This is a genomic window from Lysobacter sp. P5_B12 (assembly GCF_056400425.1).
Genome location: NZ_JBFULG010000002.1, coordinates 382,526 through 397,466, shown reverse-complemented (window position 1 = coordinate 397,466; position 14,941 = coordinate 382,526). Strand labels below are relative to the sequence as shown.

Sequence of the window (14,941 nt, the reverse complement as noted above, 5' to 3'; positions counted from 1 at the left end):
GCCCCGACGCCTCAGGTGCGATGCTGCGCGCCCGCGAAATCGCGCGCGCGCGCCAGGACGTCCATCATCATCGCGTGGTCGATGGGCTTGACCAGGTGGAAGTCGAGCCCGGCTTCGCGCGAGGCGGCGTGATCCTGCGGCTGCCCGTAACCCGACAGCGCCGCGAGCACGCCGGTGCGTGGGCCGAGGCGTTCGCGAATGCTGCGTGCGAGTTCGTGTCCGGTGATGTCGGGCAGCCCGATGTCGAGGAAGGCCACGTCCGGCGGCTGCGCCACGATCGATTCGAATGCATCGCGCGCGCGATGGAAGACGCGCGCGCGATGTCCCATCGCCTGTAGCAGGACCTGCAGGGTTTCGGCCGCGTCCACGTTGTCGTCGACGACCACGATGTCCAGCGCGGTTCCCTCGGGCGTCGCGCGGTCGCTCGCGCGAGGGTCTTCGCTCGTCGGCGCTTGTGCCTGTGGCAGGGACACGGTGAACGCTGCACCCTGGTTGCGGCCCTTGCTGTCGGCCGTGATCGCGCCGCCGTGCAACACCACCAGGCTCCGCACCAGCGCCAGGCCGATGCCCAGGCCACCCTGCGTGCGATCGGGAGAACGATCGGCCTGCGTGAACAGATCGAAGATCTTCGGCAACAGTCCCGGATCGATGCCTTGTCCGTTGTCGCGGATCGACACGCGTACTTCGTCCTGCACCACATCGGCGACCAAATGGATCTCACCGCCTTCGGGCGTGTACTTGGCGGCGTTGTTCAGCAGGTTGGCGAGGATCTGCACCAGGCGCGTGCGGTCGCCGTTCACCCACATGCGGCCCGCCGGCAGGCGCGTGCGCAGGGCGTGGCCGCGCGCGTCGATGAGCGCGCGCACCTGCTCGATCGCGCTGGTCACGATCGACTTCAGGTCGACCGTTTCCATGTCCAGGTGCACCAGGCCTCGCGTGACGCGCGAGACATCGAGCAGGTCGTCGACCAGCTCGGTCATGTGCCGCACCTGTCGCGCGATGACTTCGCCCGCGGCGCGCACGCGCGTCGGATCGGAGGACAACATCAACAACTGCGAAGCGGTGCCGATGGGTGCGAGCGGATTGCGCAGTTCATGCGCGAGCATCGCGAGGAATTCGTCCTTGCGCTGGTCGGCGTCGCGCAGGGCGCGTTCGCTGCGTTCCAGGGCTTCCTGCGCGATGCGTTGTTCGTGGATGTCGGTGGCCGTGCCGAGCCAGTGCAGGATCGCGCCGTCGTCGCCGCGCACCGGCACCGCACGCGCCAGCACCCAGCGATAGCCGCCGGAGTGATGGCGCAGGCGAATCTGGACTTCGTAATCCTCGCCCGAGTCCAGGCTGCGGCGCCAACGCGACCAGGCGCGTTCGAGATCGTCCGGGTGCAGCACGTCGGCCCATCGCTCGCCTTCCGACGTGCCCGCGACCAGCCCGGTGAAGTCGTACCACTGCTGGTTGTAATAGTCGTTGTAACCATCCGGCAGCGCCGACCACACCATCTGCGGCATCGCATTGGTCATCGTGCGGAAGCGCGCTTCGCTCGCGCGCAGATCCGTTTCGGCGCGCACGCGGTCGCTGATGTCGGTCTGCACGACGACCGCGCCGGCGAGGTCGCCGCCCTCCAGGCGCACGGGCCTGGCCTGCATCAGCACGGTGCGCCGCGGATGGTCGTCGAACGGGGCGATCTCCACGATGTCGCCGCGCACGACTTCGCCCCGCAACGCGCGCGCCAGCGCCCAGTCCTCGTCGTCCAGGGCCTGCCCGCGGCGCGTGGAGTCGTCCGCCCACCAGCCCTGCCGCGCGCGATAGGCAGACAGCGCACCGGTCGTCGGAGGCATGCCCCAGAGCTCGCGATTGGCGGCGTTCACGCGCGTGATCACGCCTTCGGGATTGGCGAGCGCGACACCGGAGGGCAGCGACTCCACGACCGCATCCAGGCGCAGGCGCTCGGTTTCCACCTGGCGTTCGGCGAGGGCGTGGTCGGTCATGTCGGTGCCCTGGATGAAGATGCCGTCGACTCGTCCGTGGTCATCGACGATGGGCTGGAACACGAAGTCGACGATGCGGTCTTCGATGTCGCCCTCGTGCCCGCGACGCAGGCCGACGGGAATGCGGCGGCCGATATACGGCTGCCCGGTTTCGTAGACGTGCGTGAGCTGGTCGATGAACTTCTGGTCCAGTTCCGGCAGCGCGGTGCGCACCGACATGCCGACGATGCGCTCCTTCCCGACAAACGCCAGGTACGCCGGATTCGCGATCTCGTACACATGGTCGTGCCCGCGCGTGACCGCGACGAAGCCCGGCGCCTGTTCGAAGAGGGAGATCAGCCGCTGCATCTGCGCGATGCGCGTGCGCTCGGCGGTGACGCCCGCCGTGGTTTCCGTGCATGTGCAGAACATGCCGGCCACATCGCCCTGTTCGTCGGTGACCGGCGAATAGGAGAAGGTGAACCACGTCGATTCGTCGTAGCCCTTGCGCCGCATCATCAGCGGCAGGTTTTCCATGTACACCGATTCACCGGCCAGCGCGCGGCGCGCCAGCGGGCCGACGTCTTCCCAGATTTCCGACCAGATTTCCTCGAACGGCAGCCCGAGCGCGAAGGGATGCTTCGCGCCGAGCACTTCGGCGTAGGCATCGTTGTACAGAAACCCGAGCGCCGGCCCCCAGGCCACGAACATCGGGAACTCCGACCGCAGCATCAGGCTGACGACGCTGCGCAGCGATTGCGGCCAGCGATCGGGCGGTCCCAGCGGGGAGCGGCTCCAATCGTGGTCGCGCATCAAGGCTGCGACTCGCCCCGGTGCATCGAGGAAGCGCAGGTTCGAATGGGCGTTCATGGGGTGGGTTGCGTCGGGCACGCCCGATTATGAAGGCCCGGGTGGTGAACGATCAGCGACAGCGATACCGGCCCGGTGCCACGCGCTCGCACGAATCGGGCGGCCCGTACTGCTCCCATGCCTCCACCCAGCCGATCTTGCGCGCGGCCTCCGGGAATTGCGGCAACGCGCGCATCGGTGCGTTCTCCGGCGCCCACATGCGGAGCATGACGCCGGCGTCGTCGGTGATGAGGTGCCCGGCGAAGACATCGAGTGCGCGTGCGTACTGCTTCAGCCGCATCAGCGACAGGACGGTCCACGACGGCACGATCGCCGGGTGCGTGGCCAGGCATTCGTCGATGAGCCGCAGCGAGCGGGCCTGCGCGCCGGCATCACCGTGGATCGTGCCTTCGAGCAAGGTATCGAAATGGCCGGCACCCACGCCGCCGCAGAGCGAGGGATCGAGATTCGGTGCGACGCCCAGCAATCGCCGGGCTTGCACGAAATCGCCGCGGCGATGCGCGACTTCGCCCAGGCCTGCCTTGGCCAGGCTCAGGCCGAGTGCATCGGTACGCGCGAACAGCGCCTGCGCGTTGTCGATGTCGCCGGCGAACAGATATTGATAACCGCGCCAGTTGACCGCGTTCGGCAACATCGGATCGATCGCGATGGCGCGGTCCAGCTCGGCGATCCCTTGTTTGGTGTAACCGCTGACGATCAGCCATTGGCCCAGGTACATGTGGGCCGATGCGTCCTGTGGCGCCATCTGCACCGCGCGATCGAGATACGCCCGCGCCTGCGCCAGGTGGCGCGCGTAGCGCAAGGTCAATCCCATCACGTACACCGGCTGGGCCAGGTGCGGGTCCATCGCCATCGCCGCGCGCGCATGGCGCTCGGCTTGTGCGCCGTGCGCGGGGTCGCGGATGTCGAGCACCATCTGCACGAGCGCCAGTTGCGATCGCGCGCGTACGAACTTCGGGTCGAGCACCAGCGCTTGTTCGAGCCACGCGACCGCATCCTTCGCGTGCGCGTAGTCGCGCTTGTTCAACACCTCGCTCGCGCGCAGGTACATCCGATAGGCCTCGGGGTTGTCCGTGGCCTGCGTCACCAGGCGGGACTTCTGTTCGTCGTCCAGCACCAGTTGGAGTTCGTCGGCGATCGCGCGTGCGATCTGGTCCTGCAGCTTGAACACGTCCGACAACTCGCCGTCGTATTGCTTCGACCACAGGTGGATGCCGTCGACGCTGCGGATCAACTGCGCGGTGATGCGGACCCTGTTGCCCTGGGTGCGCACGGAGCCTTCGAGCACGTGCGCGACGCCGAGCGCCTTGCCGATCGTGCGCAGGTCGACGTTGCGGCCCTTGTAGTAGAACGACGACGTACGACCGGCCACGCGCAGGTCGCGGATCTGCGCGAGCGCATTGAGGATCTCCTCCGACATGCCGTCGGAAAAATAATCCTGGTCGTGCTTCGGGCTCAGGTCGGTGAAGGCGAGTACGGCGATCGACTTGTTGTCGGGCGCGGGTGCGGCCAGGGGTGCGGGTGTCGCGGACGATTCGACGACCTGCTGCCCGGGCCGCACGCTCGGCTGGCCGAAGAAAAACCAGGCAAGGCCGAGCGCAACCAGGACCAGCGCGATGCCGATCACGCGCTTGTTGCCGACCGGGGAGGGCTCGATGCGCATTCCCTCGGGCGTGAGTTCGAGCACCCAGGTGAGCACCACCACGATGGGGAATCCGAGCAGCAACACGAGGATGAAAACGCGCAGCACCCAGGCGGGTGCGTCGAAGGCGGGGAAGCCGATGCTCGCGGCCTGCACGGCGAGCCACGCCGCCACCAGGTAGACGGCACCGACCTTCACGACCTTGCGCCGCTTCAATTCGGCGAACAGAGCGCTAGCCATGCGTGCGGACACCCTTGGCGTGGCGGGCGCGTCCGCCGTAGCGAACCATACAACAAGCGGGTGGGGTGACGCGGTGACATGGACGATGGCGGCATGCGCGCCCGTTCGTGGAAGTGGGGCATCCGCGAGAGGCGGCGAGGTGCACGCCATGCAAGCAACGCAAGCTTCCACCACGAAAGGGTTATTGCTGGGTATCGCCTGGGTGGCGGCGATCACCGGGGCACTGGTTCCATCGACATCCTTCGCCACCACGCCCGGCGCGAAACGCAGCGATTTCAACGGCGACGCGCGCTCGGACATCCTGTGGCGCTTCGCCATTCCCATCGGCGGCACGAGGGAGGTCGCCTGGCTTTCGGCCGATACGGCCATGCGCCTGCAGGGACCGCTGATGCCCACCACCTTCCGGATCGTGGGCCTCGGGGATTACAGCGGCGACGGCCGCACGGACATCCTGTGGCGCGACACGGCAGGGGCCATGCGGATTTCGCTTTCGACCACGTCCGTGCTGCAGCCCGTGGCGAGCGTGAGCAACCTGTCCTGGATCGTCGTGGGCTCCGGCGATTACAACGGCGATGGACGCGCCGACCTGTTGTGGCACAACACCGGCACCGGTGCGAACGTGATCTGGCGCTCGGCCAATGCGGTGACGCGGCAAGCGGTGTCCTCGCTGCCCGTGGCTTGGGAAGCAGTGGGCTCGGGCGACTACGACGGCGATGGTCGCGCCGACATCCTGTGGCGCAATGGCACCACGGGCGCGAACATCATCTGGCGGTCGGGCAATTCGACAACGCCGCGCGCCGTCCACACCGTCGCCAGCCTGGACTGGGCCGTCGTCGGATCGGGCGATTACAACGGCGACGGGCGATCGGACCTGTTGTGGCGCAACTTCAGCACGGGCGCGAATGTCATCTGGCGCTCGGCCGATGCGGCCAATCCGCAAGCGGTGGCCGCGGTTGCACCCACATGGTGGATCGTCGGCTCGGGCGATTACGACGGCGACGGCCGCGCCGACATCCTGTGGCGCAACGCCAACACGGGAACCAACGTCATCTGGCGCGCGGCGAACAAGGCGACGACGCAATCGGTTGCCGCGATGGATTATTACCTGTGGTCGGTCGTCGGTTTCGGAGAGTAGGCGCAGCCGCGTCGATCAAGCCGTCGACGCAGCCTTGAACACCGCCAACTGCGCGGCGAACGCGCGCTGGTAGGCGGGGCGCGCTTCACCGCGCGAGACGTACGCGCCGAGGTTCGGATACGCATCGAGCAGGCCGCCGGCCTTCACCCGCAGCAACACCGTGATCATCATCAGGTCGCCGGCACTGAACGCGCCGTCGAGCCATTCCGCGTCCTTAAGGCGATCGGAGAGTTCGCGCAGACGTTCGTGGATGCGTTGTTCGACGGCGGGCAAACGTTTTTCGAACCACGACTCCTTGCCCTCCACGAACTTGACGATCACCAGGTCGAGGATCGGCGGCTCGATCGTGGAAAGCGCGGCGAACATCCACATGATCGCGCGGGCGCGGGCATTCGCATCGACCGGCAGGAGGCCGGGATGGCGCTGCGCGATGTGGAAGACGATCGCGCCCGATTCGAACAGCACCAGATCGCCTTCTTCGTAGATCGGGATCTGTCCGAACGGATGCAGCGCGAGATAGTCGGGCGACTTCATTGCTTCGAACGACAGCAGGCGCACGTCGTAAGGCTGCCCCACTTCTTCCAGCGCCCAACGCACGCGCATGTCGCGCGACAAGCCCCTGCCGCGGTCGGGTGAATGTTCGAATGCGGTGATCGTCGGCTTCATCGAAGTCCTCTCGAACGGTGGGTTTCAGTCGCGCAGTTCGGCTTCCAATCGCGCCTTGAGTTGCAGCGCATCGCGCCTGTCCTCGGGCACGGTGATCGACGCGATGCGTTGGCTGGACAACCAGAACCGCAATTCACGCGCGAGTTCCGGGGACTGCGCGTAAGTGGCAAGGATGCCACGCGCGCGGGCTTCGTCGATGGGCGCGGGGCAGTCGATCATGCGCTGGTCGCGCCCGCTTCCCGGCATGAGCTGGAAACAGTGCGTCCAGATGTAGTCCTGCACCGCGATGGGCGTGACGCTCCGGATGTCCTGCCGGTACTGCGGCACCAGGTTCATGATCATGCTGTCGGCCATGCGGTTGGTGTTGGACTCGAAATAGAACGCCAGCTGGCTGCGCAACTTCGGATCGGCGATCAGGCCCAGGTCGCCGGCATCGCGCATCTCGTCGAACGTATTGTTCTCGCGCGAATACGCATAGAACTGACCGCCCTGGAAATAGGCGAGCACGGTCTTCCATGCCGAGCCTTCGACCAGGTTGCCCGTCTCCGCATGCGCGAGCGCATGTTCGCCATAGCTGCGGACCTGCGCGAGGAATCGATCGCGATTGGCGTTCACCCGCAGGTCGGTGTCGAGGTCGGTGACGATGCGCGCGAGGTAGGCATGCTTGCGCCGTGCGTCGACCCGGTCCTCGTGCCAGTTGCCGACCTGCAATGCGATCAGGATGCCGGCCACCACGATCACCAGGTCGATCAGCGCGCCGACCCAATCGTGGTCGCGCAAGCGTCGGGCGAGTCGTCTGGGCATGCGTCATGCCAACGTGGCTGATCGGCGGGCCCGGCCATGCGAACCGGATTCGCGCGTTGGTGTATCCACCGGAGGGCCGGTCCGGGCAAACCGGCGAGGTGCGCGCCATGCAAGCAAAGCAAACATCGATCGCGATCGGGGTATTCCGCGCTTTGGCGTGGTCGGCGGTGGCCCCCGGCGTGCTGCTTTCGTCGGCGGCCTTGTCGGCGAACCACGTCGTGAATGCGAATTCGAACATGACCTTTTCGCCGAAAACCCTCTCCATTCCGGCCGGCGATACGGTGACGTTCCACAACAACGGCGGCACGCACAACGTGCGCTCCGATCCGGGATCGCCGACGAGTTTCCGTTGCGCCAACGGCTGCGATGCCACCGGTGGAAACGGCAACCTCAGCAGTGCGGCCTGGAACGGGACGGTGTTCTTTCCGACGACCGGCACGATCCGGTATTTCTGCGAGCGCCATGGCGCCGCCGGTGGCGTGGGCATGTCCGGCACCATCACCGTGACTGCGCCCATCGCGAAGCTCAGCAATTTCAACGGCGACAATCGCTCCGACATCCTGTGGCGCAACAGCAGTACGGGCGGCAACGTGATCTGGCGTTCGGGCAGTTCGACCACGACCACGGCGGTGACCACGCTCGCGGTCGCGTGGCGCGCAGTGGGCGTCGGCGATTACAACGGCGATCGCCGCGCGGACATCCTGTGGCGCAACAGCAGCACCGGCGCGAACATGATCTGGCGTTCGGGCAGTTCGGCCACGACACAATCGGTGGCGAGCATGATCAGCCTGTCATGGACCGTGGCGGGCTCGGGCGATTACAACGGCGACGGTCGCGCCGACATCCTGTGGCGCAACACCAGCACCGGCGCGAACGTGATCTGGCGTTCGGCGAGTTCGAGCACGACGACGGCGGTGTCCACGCTCTCGGTTGCGTGGCGTGCCGTGGGCTCGGGCGACTACAACGGCGATGGCCGCGCAGACATCCTGTGGCGCAACAGCAGCACGGGGGCGAACGTGATCTGGCGCTCGGGCAGTTCGGCGACAACGCAGGCCGTGACCACCATGGCCAGCCAGGCTTGGACCGTGGTGGGGTCGGGCGACTACAACGGCGATGGCCGCTCGGACATCCTGTGGCGCAACACCAGCACCGGCGCGAACGTGATCTGGCGCTCGGGCAGCTCGGCCACGACGCAGGCCGTGGCGACGGTCGCCACCGCGTGGCGCGCCGTCGGATCGGGCGATTACAACGGCGACCTGCGCGCGGACATCCTGTGGCGCAACACCAGCACCGGCGCGAACACGATCTGGCGTTCGGCCAACGCGGCGACCACGCAGGCGGTGGCCACCATGGCCAGCCAGGCGTGGTCTCCCGTCGCCTTTACGGAGTAGGCTTGCGCGACAAATTCCCGAGGAGCCGTCCACCATGAATGTATTGCTGAAGTTCGCCGCTTCCGCCGTCATCGGGGCCGTGGCATTCGCCGCGCCCGCGCTTGCCGCGTTGAAAGTCGATGCGAAGGCCCCCGACTTCAGTGCGCCGGCTTATCTCGCCGGTGCGCCGTTTACGTTCAACCTGGCCGATGCGCTGAAGAAGGGCCCGGTGGTCGTGTACTTCTTCCCCGCGGCGCACACGTCCGGCTGCAACCTGGAAGCGCATCTGTTTTCCGAGGCGATCGACCAGTTCAAGGCCGCGCACGCCACCGTGATCGGCGTGACCGCGGGCAACGTCGACGAGCTCGCCGATTTTTCGAAGGAAACCGAACACTGCGGCGGCAAGTTCGCGGTCGCCGCCGACGCAGGCGCGAAGATCGCGAAGCAGTACGACGCGATCCTCGCCGAGAAGCCCGAATGGTCGAACCGTACGTCCTACGTCATCGCGCCCTCGGGCACGATCGCGCACGTGTACTCCGACCTCAACCCCAACAAGCACGTGAAGGAAACGCTCGATGCGGTGAAGGCACTCGACGCCCATCACGCCGGGGCCGCGAAGTAAGGCCGATCAATACGCCGGCTTGTCGTGCGGTTTGTAGCGGAAGCCGGCGTCGACCAGCGTACGGTCGATGATCGAAGTGACTTGGTAACCGCTGCGTTCGATCGCAGCGCTGGCATCGTCGACCGTCATGCGGCCGGCGATGCTCACAAGGGGTGCATCGAAGTTGATGCGTGCGCCCAGGTCCACGTCGAGCAGCGCATCGATGATCGTGCGGATGCCGTCGTCGCCGCGAAGGCCGTCGATGCGCAGTTTCATCGTGCTTCCACCGTCGTTGTCTGCAGCGTTTCGGATTCGGCTTTGCGCCACCAGGTCGTGCCATGCGGCGCAGCCAGGTCGAGGCGTTCGCCCATGCGCGGTGTCGTCAGTGCGATGCCGCGCGCGGCGCTCAATGCGAGCACGCGTTCGAAAGGCTCCTGCCAGCCATGCATCGCAAGATCGAAGGTGCCGTTGTGGATCGGCATCAGCCAGCGGCCGCGCAGGTCTTCATGCGCCTGCACCGTTTCTTCCGGCTGCATGTGGACGTAGGGCCACTGCGGATCGTAGGCGCCGGTTTCGATCATCGCGACATCGAAGGGCCCGAAGCGCCGGCCGATTTCCCTGAATCCTTCGAAGTAGCCGGTGTCGCCGCTGAAGAACAGGCGCAACGCGGTGTCGTTCGGGCCGCGCGTGGTGCGCGCGCCATCGACGATCACCCACGAGGCCCACAGCGTCTTGTTGCCGTCGAAGAAACCGCGCCCGGAAAAGTGCTGCGCAGGCGTTGCGGTGAAGGTGATGCCGTCGATCGACGTGTCCTGCCACCAGTCGAACTGCCGCACTTTCCCTGCATCCACGCCCCAGGCGATCAGGCGGTCGCCCACGCCCAGCGGCGTGAGGAAGACATCGGTGGTCTGCGCCAGTTGCACGATGGTGTCGCGATCAAGATGGTCGTAGTGATCGTGCGAAAGAATCACGCCGCGCAGCGGCGGCAGGTCTTCCAGCGCGATGGGCGGCGCATGGAAACGCTTCGGGCCCATCCATTGCACGGGCGAGGCGCGCTGGGCGAACACCGGGTCGGTGATCCAGAACCCACCGCGCAGCTTGATCAACATCGTCGAGTGCCCGAGGCGGAACAGGCTCCGGTCGGGCGCCGCGTCCAGGGCCTCGCGGGTCAGGGCATCCACCGGCAGCGGGGCGGAGGGCACGGCCGTGGCGGGTTTGTTGAACAGCGCGTTCCAGAGAATCCGCACGATTTTCGCCGCGCCCTCGGCCGGCTTGGGGGCCGGGTTGCGGAAGCGGCCGTGGGCGGCCTGCGGGGAGGCGGGGTAGTCGGCGACGGGGAGGACGGGGCACACGTTCATGGACGGGTCCTGAAGAAGTACACGACACAGTGTAGTTTCCAGTTCCGAAAAGTAAACCCCCCGGTGTAAACTTTTTCGCATGTCCAGCCAGCCCACCCCCGTTCGCCTCACCGACCGCAAGCGCGCGGCCATCCTCGATGCCGCCATGGCCGAGTTCCGCCAGTCCGGTTACGCGGCCACCAGCATGGATCGCATCGCCGCCAGCGCCGGCGTGTCCAAGCGCACCGTGTACAACCACTTCCCCAGCAAGGAAGCGCTGTTCGCGCAGATCCTGGAGCAGCTGTGGGAACGCAGCATGGAAGGGGTGGACCTCGCCTACAGCAAGGCGCGACCGCTGCGCGCGCAGTTGCTCGAACTGCTGGACCAGAAACTGGCATTGCTGCGCGACGAAAATTTCGGCGAGCTGGCGCGCGTGGCGATCGCCGCGGGCCTGCATTCGCCCGAACTCGCGCAGGAAGTGATTGCCCGCATGGGCGATCGCGAAGAAGGCCTCACGACCTGGATCCGTGCGGCCGCCGCCGATGGACGCCTGAAGACCGACGACCCGCTGTTCGCCGCGATGCAGATGCATGCGTTGGTGAAGGGCTTCGCGTTCTGGCCGCAGATCGCGCTGGGGCAGGCGCCGCTCACGCCCGCGCAGGGCAGGCAGGTCGCGGAATCGGCGGTCGACATGTTCCTGGCGTACTACGAACGCCGGTGACCTCCGGGCGTTGTACGGGCCCAGCGCGTCCGTTACGCTCGGGCCAATGATCTTTCGCCGCCTCCACCGGTATTTTCGCGCCAGCTTGCTGGCGCTGCTGGTGTTGGGGCTGGTCGCGATGCCCGTCATGCACGTGATGTGCGAAGTGCATTCGATCCAGCACGCGATGCTGGCTTCGCAAGATCCGCACGGCGTGCACTTCGAAGGCGACAAGGACGATCCGGGCGACATGGGCCAATCGGGCACCAAGCACGTGCACGGCGCCGACGGCATCTGGAACCTCGGCGGCGGGCCGTCTTTCGCACCCGTCGCGCCGGTGTTCGCGATGACCTTGCTGGAACTGCCGCACGTCGCGCTGCCGCCGATGGCGACGTCTGACGTCGATCCGCGCGCAACCTCCTCTCCGTTCCGACCTCCGATCGCCTGACGCGGTTTGCCGCTGCCTTGCGCAGCCTTTCCCGTTGTCCATTCGATCCGGAGGTTATCCGTGGATTTGTCTTACCCATTGCGTCGCGGCTTGCTCGCGGGCGCACTGCTGGCCGTGTTGGCCACGCCCGCATACGCACAGACCGCCGACCAGCGCATGTCCGCGCTGGAAGCGAAGATCAAGCAACTCGAAGACGCCCAGGCCCAGACGACGCAGGCGCTGCAGGACGCGCGTGCGGAAATCGAAGCGCTGAAAGCCAACCCGCCCGCGCAGGCGCAGTCGGCGGAACAACCGCAGGTCGCCGAACAAGCGCAGGAAGCGCCGGCCGAAGAAGTCGCATCGTCGAGCGAAAGCGCGGCGTCCAACCCCAACGCGTTCAATCCCGCGATGAGCGTGATCCTCAACGGGCGTTATGCGTACAACTCGTTGAATCCCGACGACTACGTGCGCGCAGGTTTCCCGCTCGCGGGTGAAGCCGGTCCCGGCCCGCAGGGCCTGTCGCTGGGCGAAAGCGAGTTCGCCTTCTCCTCGAACATCGACGACAAGTTCTACGGGCAGGCGACGCTGTCGGTCCACAACGAAGATGGCGAGGATCACCTCGGCGTCGAAGAGGCCTACATCGACACGATCGCGATGCCCGGCGGTCTGTCGCTGCGCGCGGGGCGCTTCTTCTCCAACATCGGCTATCTCAACAGCCACCACGCGCACACCGATGCATTCTCCGATCGGCCGCTGGCCTACCAGGCGTTCCTCGGTAACCAGTACGGCGACGATGGCGTGCAGGTGCGTTGGGTCGCGCCGACCGATGTCTTCTTCGAAATCGGCGGCGAAGTCATGCGCGGCGATAGCTTCCCCAGCGGCGGTGCGGGCCACGCGGGTGCTGGCGTCAAGACATTGTTCGCGCACGCGGGCGGCGATGTCGGCACGAACAACGAATGGCTGGCCGGCGTGTCGATGCTGCGTTCGCAGACCGATGGCGCGGAAGACGGATTCCGCGGCGACGAAAACCTCTACATCGCCGATTTCACCTGGAAGTGGGCGCCAGGCGGCAACACGAAGGACGGCGGCGTCACCGTGCGCAGCGAATACTTCCACGAAGATCGCGACGGCCTGTACCTGGATCCGACGGATTCCGCGCTCGACCAGCCCTGGTCGGGACAACGCGCAGGCGCCTATGTCGAAGGCATCTGGCGCATCAATCGCACCTGGGAAACCGGCTATCGCTACGACCGCCTGTGGTCCGACGACAGCGGGCCTTTCGCGAGCGACTTCGATCCGTTCCGCCACAGCGTGATGCTCGCCTGGCACAACAGCGAGTTCACGCTCATCCGCCTGCAGCTGGGGCAGGACCGCCCGAACGCGCAGGACACCGACAACATCGTCAGCCTGCAATACCAGGCTGCATTCGGCGCCCACGGCGCCCACAAATTCTGATCGGAAGGTCAAATCAAATGAAAAAGCAACTTGCCTGTGTCCTCCTGCTCGGCCTGGTCGCGACGCCCGTGTTCGCCAAGCCGAAAATCTTCGCCTGCGAACCCGAATGGGGCGCGCTCGTCACCGAACTGGCGGGCGACAAGGTCGAACTCAGCGTCGGTACCACCGCGTTGCAGGACGTCCACCAGATCGAAGCCAAGCCCAGCCTGATCGCGAAGGTGCGCCAGGCCGACATGATCGCCTGCACCGGCAGCGAGCTCGAAGTGGGTTGGCTGCCGCAGCTGTTGAAGCAATCGGGCAACGCACGCGTCGCCAGCGGCAACGGTTATTTCATGGCGAGCGAGCAGGTGCAGACGCTCGAACGTCCCACCGCGCTCGACCGCGCGAACGGCGACGTGCACCCGCGCGGCAATCCGCACGTGCAGCTCGATCCGTATCGCGTGCTCAAGATCGCCAAGGCGCTCGATGCGCGGCTGATCACGCTCGACCCGGCGAATGCGGCGACGTATCAATCGCGCCTCGCCGATTTCTCCACGCGCTGGCAGGCCGCGATCAAGCGCTGGGAAGCGAAGGCCGCACCGCTGAAGGGCAAGAAGGTCGTCGTGCACCACATCAGCTGGGTGTACCTCAACACTTGGCTGGGCCTGCAGCAGATCGGCGCGCTCGAACCCAAGCCCGGCGTGCCGCCGACCAGCGGTCATCTGTCGAGCCTGATCGCCACGACGAAGGCCGCGGGCGCGTACGCGATCATCACCGCCGCCTACCAGGACCCGAAGCCCGCGCATTGGTTGTCCGATCGCACGGGCGTGCCGGTCGTCGTGCTGCCGTTCTCCGTCGGCGGCGATGCGCAGGCCAAGGATCTGTTCGGCCTGTACGACTCCACGATCGACAAGCTGCTGGGTGCCGCCAAATGAATCTCGACGGTCTCGACGCCAGCATCCTCGGGCCCGCGTGCGTCGCGGGCCTGATCGTGCTTTCCACGCACGTGCCGCTCGGTCGGCAGGTGTTGTCGCGCGGCATCATCTTCATCGACCTGGCGATCGCGCAGGTCGCTGCGCTCGGCGTGATCCTCGCGCAATACCTCGGCGTGGACGAGCACGGCTACGGCGTGGAAATCGCCGCGGCGGTCGCGGCGCTCGCGGGCGCGGGTTTGCTCGCGTGGACGGACAAGCGCTGGCCGAAGTTGCAGGAACCACTGATTGGCACCTTGTTCGTGTTGGCGGCGACCGGTGGCCTGTTGCTGCTCGCCAACAATCCGCAGGGCGGGGAACACCTCAAGGATTTGCTGGTGGGCCAGATCCTGTGGGTGAGTTACGACCAGTTGTGGCCCGCCGCGCTGTTGTCGGCGGCGTTGCTCGCGTTCGTCTGGTGGCGGCGCAACAACTTGCGCGGGCTCGCGTTCTACGGCGCGTTCGCCCTGGCGATCACCGTGTCGGTGCAACTGGTCGGCGTGTACCTGGTGTTCGCCAGCCTGATCATCCCCGCGTTGGCGACGGTCGGTGGCAAGGGCAAACGGCAATTGGTCGCGGCCTACGTCATCGGCATCGCCGGTTACGTGCTGGGCCTTGCGTTGTCGGCAGTGTTCGATTTGCCCAGCGGCGCGTTGATCGTCTGGTTGCTCGCGGCGTGTGGCTTGTTCGCGCAAGTGGTGCCGGCGGTGCGCAGGATGCATCCGGCGACACGTTGAAAAAAACGCGGCGGGATTTTGGTCCCGCCGCGTTCGCTACACGCAG

At 66.5% G+C, this 14,941-nt stretch carries 14 protein-coding genes; 8 read left to right on the top strand and 6 right to left on the bottom strand.

The features are described 5' to 3' along the window. Positions 1 to 11: 11 nt before the first annotated feature. Both AC1DOM_RS05310 and AC1DOM_RS05305 read right to left on the bottom strand, forming a co-directional pair. Positions 12 to 2,831, bottom strand: a complete 2,820-nt coding sequence (locus AC1DOM_RS05310; RefSeq protein WP_498960934.1) for a hybrid sensor histidine kinase/response regulator — start codon at positions 2,829 to 2,831, stop codon at positions 12 to 14. Between the two features lie 52 nt (positions 2,832 to 2,883). Beyond that, positions 2,884 to 4,713 carry a tetratricopeptide repeat protein gene (locus tag AC1DOM_RS05305; RefSeq protein ID WP_498960932.1) on the bottom strand — a complete coding sequence of 610 codons (1,830 nt, stop codon included), beginning with the start codon at positions 4,711 to 4,713 and terminating at the stop codon, positions 2,884 to 2,886. Positions 4,714 to 4,861: 148 nt separating this feature from the next. On the opposite strand from AC1DOM_RS05305, the gene AC1DOM_RS05300 reads away from it, so the two are divergent. Next, positions 4,862 to 5,848, top strand: coding sequence for an FG-GAP repeat domain-containing protein (locus AC1DOM_RS05300; RefSeq protein WP_498960930.1), 987 nt, complete (start codon positions 4,862 to 4,864; stop codon positions 5,846 to 5,848). A gap of 15 nt (positions 5,849 to 5,863) precedes the next feature. Here AC1DOM_RS05300 and AC1DOM_RS05295 read toward each other — a convergent pair whose 3' ends face one another. Further along, a complete protein-coding gene (locus AC1DOM_RS05295) occupies positions 5,864 to 6,514 on the bottom strand; it encodes a glutathione S-transferase family protein (protein WP_498960929.1) in 651 nt (216 codons plus the stop codon). A 24-nt stretch (positions 6,515 to 6,538) separates the two neighbouring features. Next, a complete protein-coding gene (locus AC1DOM_RS05290) occupies positions 6,539 to 7,318 on the bottom strand; it encodes a hypothetical protein (protein WP_498960927.1) in 780 nt (259 codons plus the stop codon). 107 nt (positions 7,319 to 7,425) lie between these two features. Here AC1DOM_RS05290 and AC1DOM_RS05285 point away from each other — a divergent pair, with 107 nt between their 5' ends. Both AC1DOM_RS05285 and AC1DOM_RS05280 read left to right on the top strand, forming a co-directional pair. Continuing rightward, positions 7,426 to 8,709, top strand: a complete 1,284-nt coding sequence (locus AC1DOM_RS05285; protein ID WP_498960925.1) for an FG-GAP-like repeat-containing protein — start codon at positions 7,426 to 7,428, stop codon at positions 8,707 to 8,709. Positions 8,710 to 8,743: 34 nt separating this feature from the next. Then, positions 8,744 to 9,310: a peroxiredoxin gene (locus AC1DOM_RS05280; RefSeq protein ID WP_498960923.1), complete on the top strand. Its 567-nt coding sequence runs from the start codon at positions 8,744 to 8,746 to the stop codon at positions 9,308 to 9,310. Between the two features lie 6 nt (positions 9,311 to 9,316). Here the strand turns inward: AC1DOM_RS05280 and AC1DOM_RS05275 are convergent, their stop codons facing one another. Together AC1DOM_RS05275 and AC1DOM_RS05270 are read right to left on the bottom strand one after the other, a co-directional pair. Next, a complete protein-coding gene (locus AC1DOM_RS05275) occupies positions 9,317 to 9,565 on the bottom strand; it encodes a hypothetical protein (RefSeq protein ID WP_498960921.1) in 249 nt (82 codons plus the stop codon). Then, positions 9,562 to 10,647 (bottom strand): MBL fold metallo-hydrolase, encoded by a 1,086-nt coding sequence (locus tag AC1DOM_RS05270; RefSeq protein ID WP_498960919.1) that lies wholly within the window; start codon positions 10,645 to 10,647, stop codon positions 9,562 to 9,564. Before AC1DOM_RS05270 ends, AC1DOM_RS05275 begins: the two co-directional genes overlap by 4 nt. 79 nt (positions 10,648 to 10,726) lie before the next feature. On the opposite strand from AC1DOM_RS05270, the gene AC1DOM_RS05265 reads away from it, so the two are divergent. The 5 genes from AC1DOM_RS05265 to AC1DOM_RS05245 are packed head-to-tail and all read left to right on the top strand — an operon-like array spanning position 10,727 to position 14,895. After that, complete coding sequence (locus AC1DOM_RS05265; protein WP_498960917.1) at positions 10,727 to 11,347, top strand: TetR/AcrR family transcriptional regulator; 621 nt, start codon at positions 10,727 to 10,729, stop codon at positions 11,345 to 11,347. A 46-nt stretch (positions 11,348 to 11,393) separates the two neighbouring features. Continuing rightward, positions 11,394 to 11,774 carry a hypothetical protein gene (locus AC1DOM_RS05260; RefSeq protein ID WP_498960915.1) on the top strand — a complete coding sequence of 127 codons (381 nt, stop codon included), beginning with the start codon at positions 11,394 to 11,396 and terminating at the stop codon, positions 11,772 to 11,774. A gap of 60 nt (positions 11,775 to 11,834) precedes the next feature. After that, positions 11,835 to 13,208 (top strand): ATP synthase subunit B family protein, encoded by a 1,374-nt coding sequence (locus tag AC1DOM_RS05255; protein ID WP_498960913.1) that lies wholly within the window; start codon positions 11,835 to 11,837, stop codon positions 13,206 to 13,208. Between the two features lie 17 nt (positions 13,209 to 13,225). Next, the gene (locus AC1DOM_RS05250; protein WP_498960910.1) at positions 13,226 to 14,122 is read left to right on the top strand and encodes a metal ABC transporter substrate-binding protein; all 897 of its coding nucleotides are present in this window, start codon (positions 13,226 to 13,228) and stop codon (positions 14,120 to 14,122) included. Continuing rightward, positions 14,119 to 14,895, top strand: coding sequence for a metal ABC transporter permease (locus AC1DOM_RS05245; protein ID WP_498960908.1), 777 nt, complete (start codon positions 14,119 to 14,121; stop codon positions 14,893 to 14,895). The genes AC1DOM_RS05250 and AC1DOM_RS05245 overlap by 4 nt, the downstream gene beginning before the upstream one ends. Positions 14,896 to 14,941 lie beyond the last annotated feature (46 nt).

Bases quoted from the DNA above. Each gene is read 5' to 3' on its own strand.
- AC1DOM_RS05310 (WP_498960934.1), bottom strand. From the start codon at position 2,831: ATGAACGCCCATTCGAACCTGCGCTTCCTCGATGCACCGGGGCGAGTC.
- AC1DOM_RS05305 (WP_498960932.1), bottom strand. From the start codon at position 4,713: ATGGCTAGCGCTCTGTTCGCCGAATTGAAGCGGCGCAAGGTCGTGAAG.
- AC1DOM_RS05300 (WP_498960930.1), top strand. From the start codon at position 4,862: ATGCAAGCAACGCAAGCTTCCACCACGAAAGGGTTATTGCTGGGTATC.
- AC1DOM_RS05295 (WP_498960929.1), bottom strand. From the start codon at position 6,514: ATGAAGCCGACGATCACCGCATTCGAACATTCACCCGACCGCGGCAGG.
- AC1DOM_RS05290 (WP_498960927.1), bottom strand. From the start codon at position 7,318: ATGCCCAGACGACTCGCCCGACGCTTGCGCGACCACGATTGGGTCGGC.
- AC1DOM_RS05285 (WP_498960925.1), top strand. From the start codon at position 7,426: ATGCAAGCAAAGCAAACATCGATCGCGATCGGGGTATTCCGCGCTTTG.
- AC1DOM_RS05280 (WP_498960923.1), top strand. From the start codon at position 8,744: ATGAATGTATTGCTGAAGTTCGCCGCTTCCGCCGTCATCGGGGCCGTG.
- AC1DOM_RS05275 (WP_498960921.1), bottom strand. From the start codon at position 9,565: ATGAAACTGCGCATCGACGGCCTTCGCGGCGACGACGGCATCCGCACG.
- AC1DOM_RS05270 (WP_498960919.1), bottom strand. From the start codon at position 10,647: ATGAACGTGTGCCCCGTCCTCCCCGTCGCCGACTACCCCGCCTCCCCG.
- AC1DOM_RS05265 (WP_498960917.1), top strand. From the start codon at position 10,727: ATGTCCAGCCAGCCCACCCCCGTTCGCCTCACCGACCGCAAGCGCGCG.
- AC1DOM_RS05260 (WP_498960915.1), top strand. From the start codon at position 11,394: ATGATCTTTCGCCGCCTCCACCGGTATTTTCGCGCCAGCTTGCTGGCG.
- AC1DOM_RS05250 (WP_498960910.1), top strand. From the start codon at position 13,226: ATGAAAAAGCAACTTGCCTGTGTCCTCCTGCTCGGCCTGGTCGCGACG.
- AC1DOM_RS05245 (WP_498960908.1), top strand. From the start codon at position 14,119: ATGAATCTCGACGGTCTCGACGCCAGCATCCTCGGGCCCGCGTGCGTC.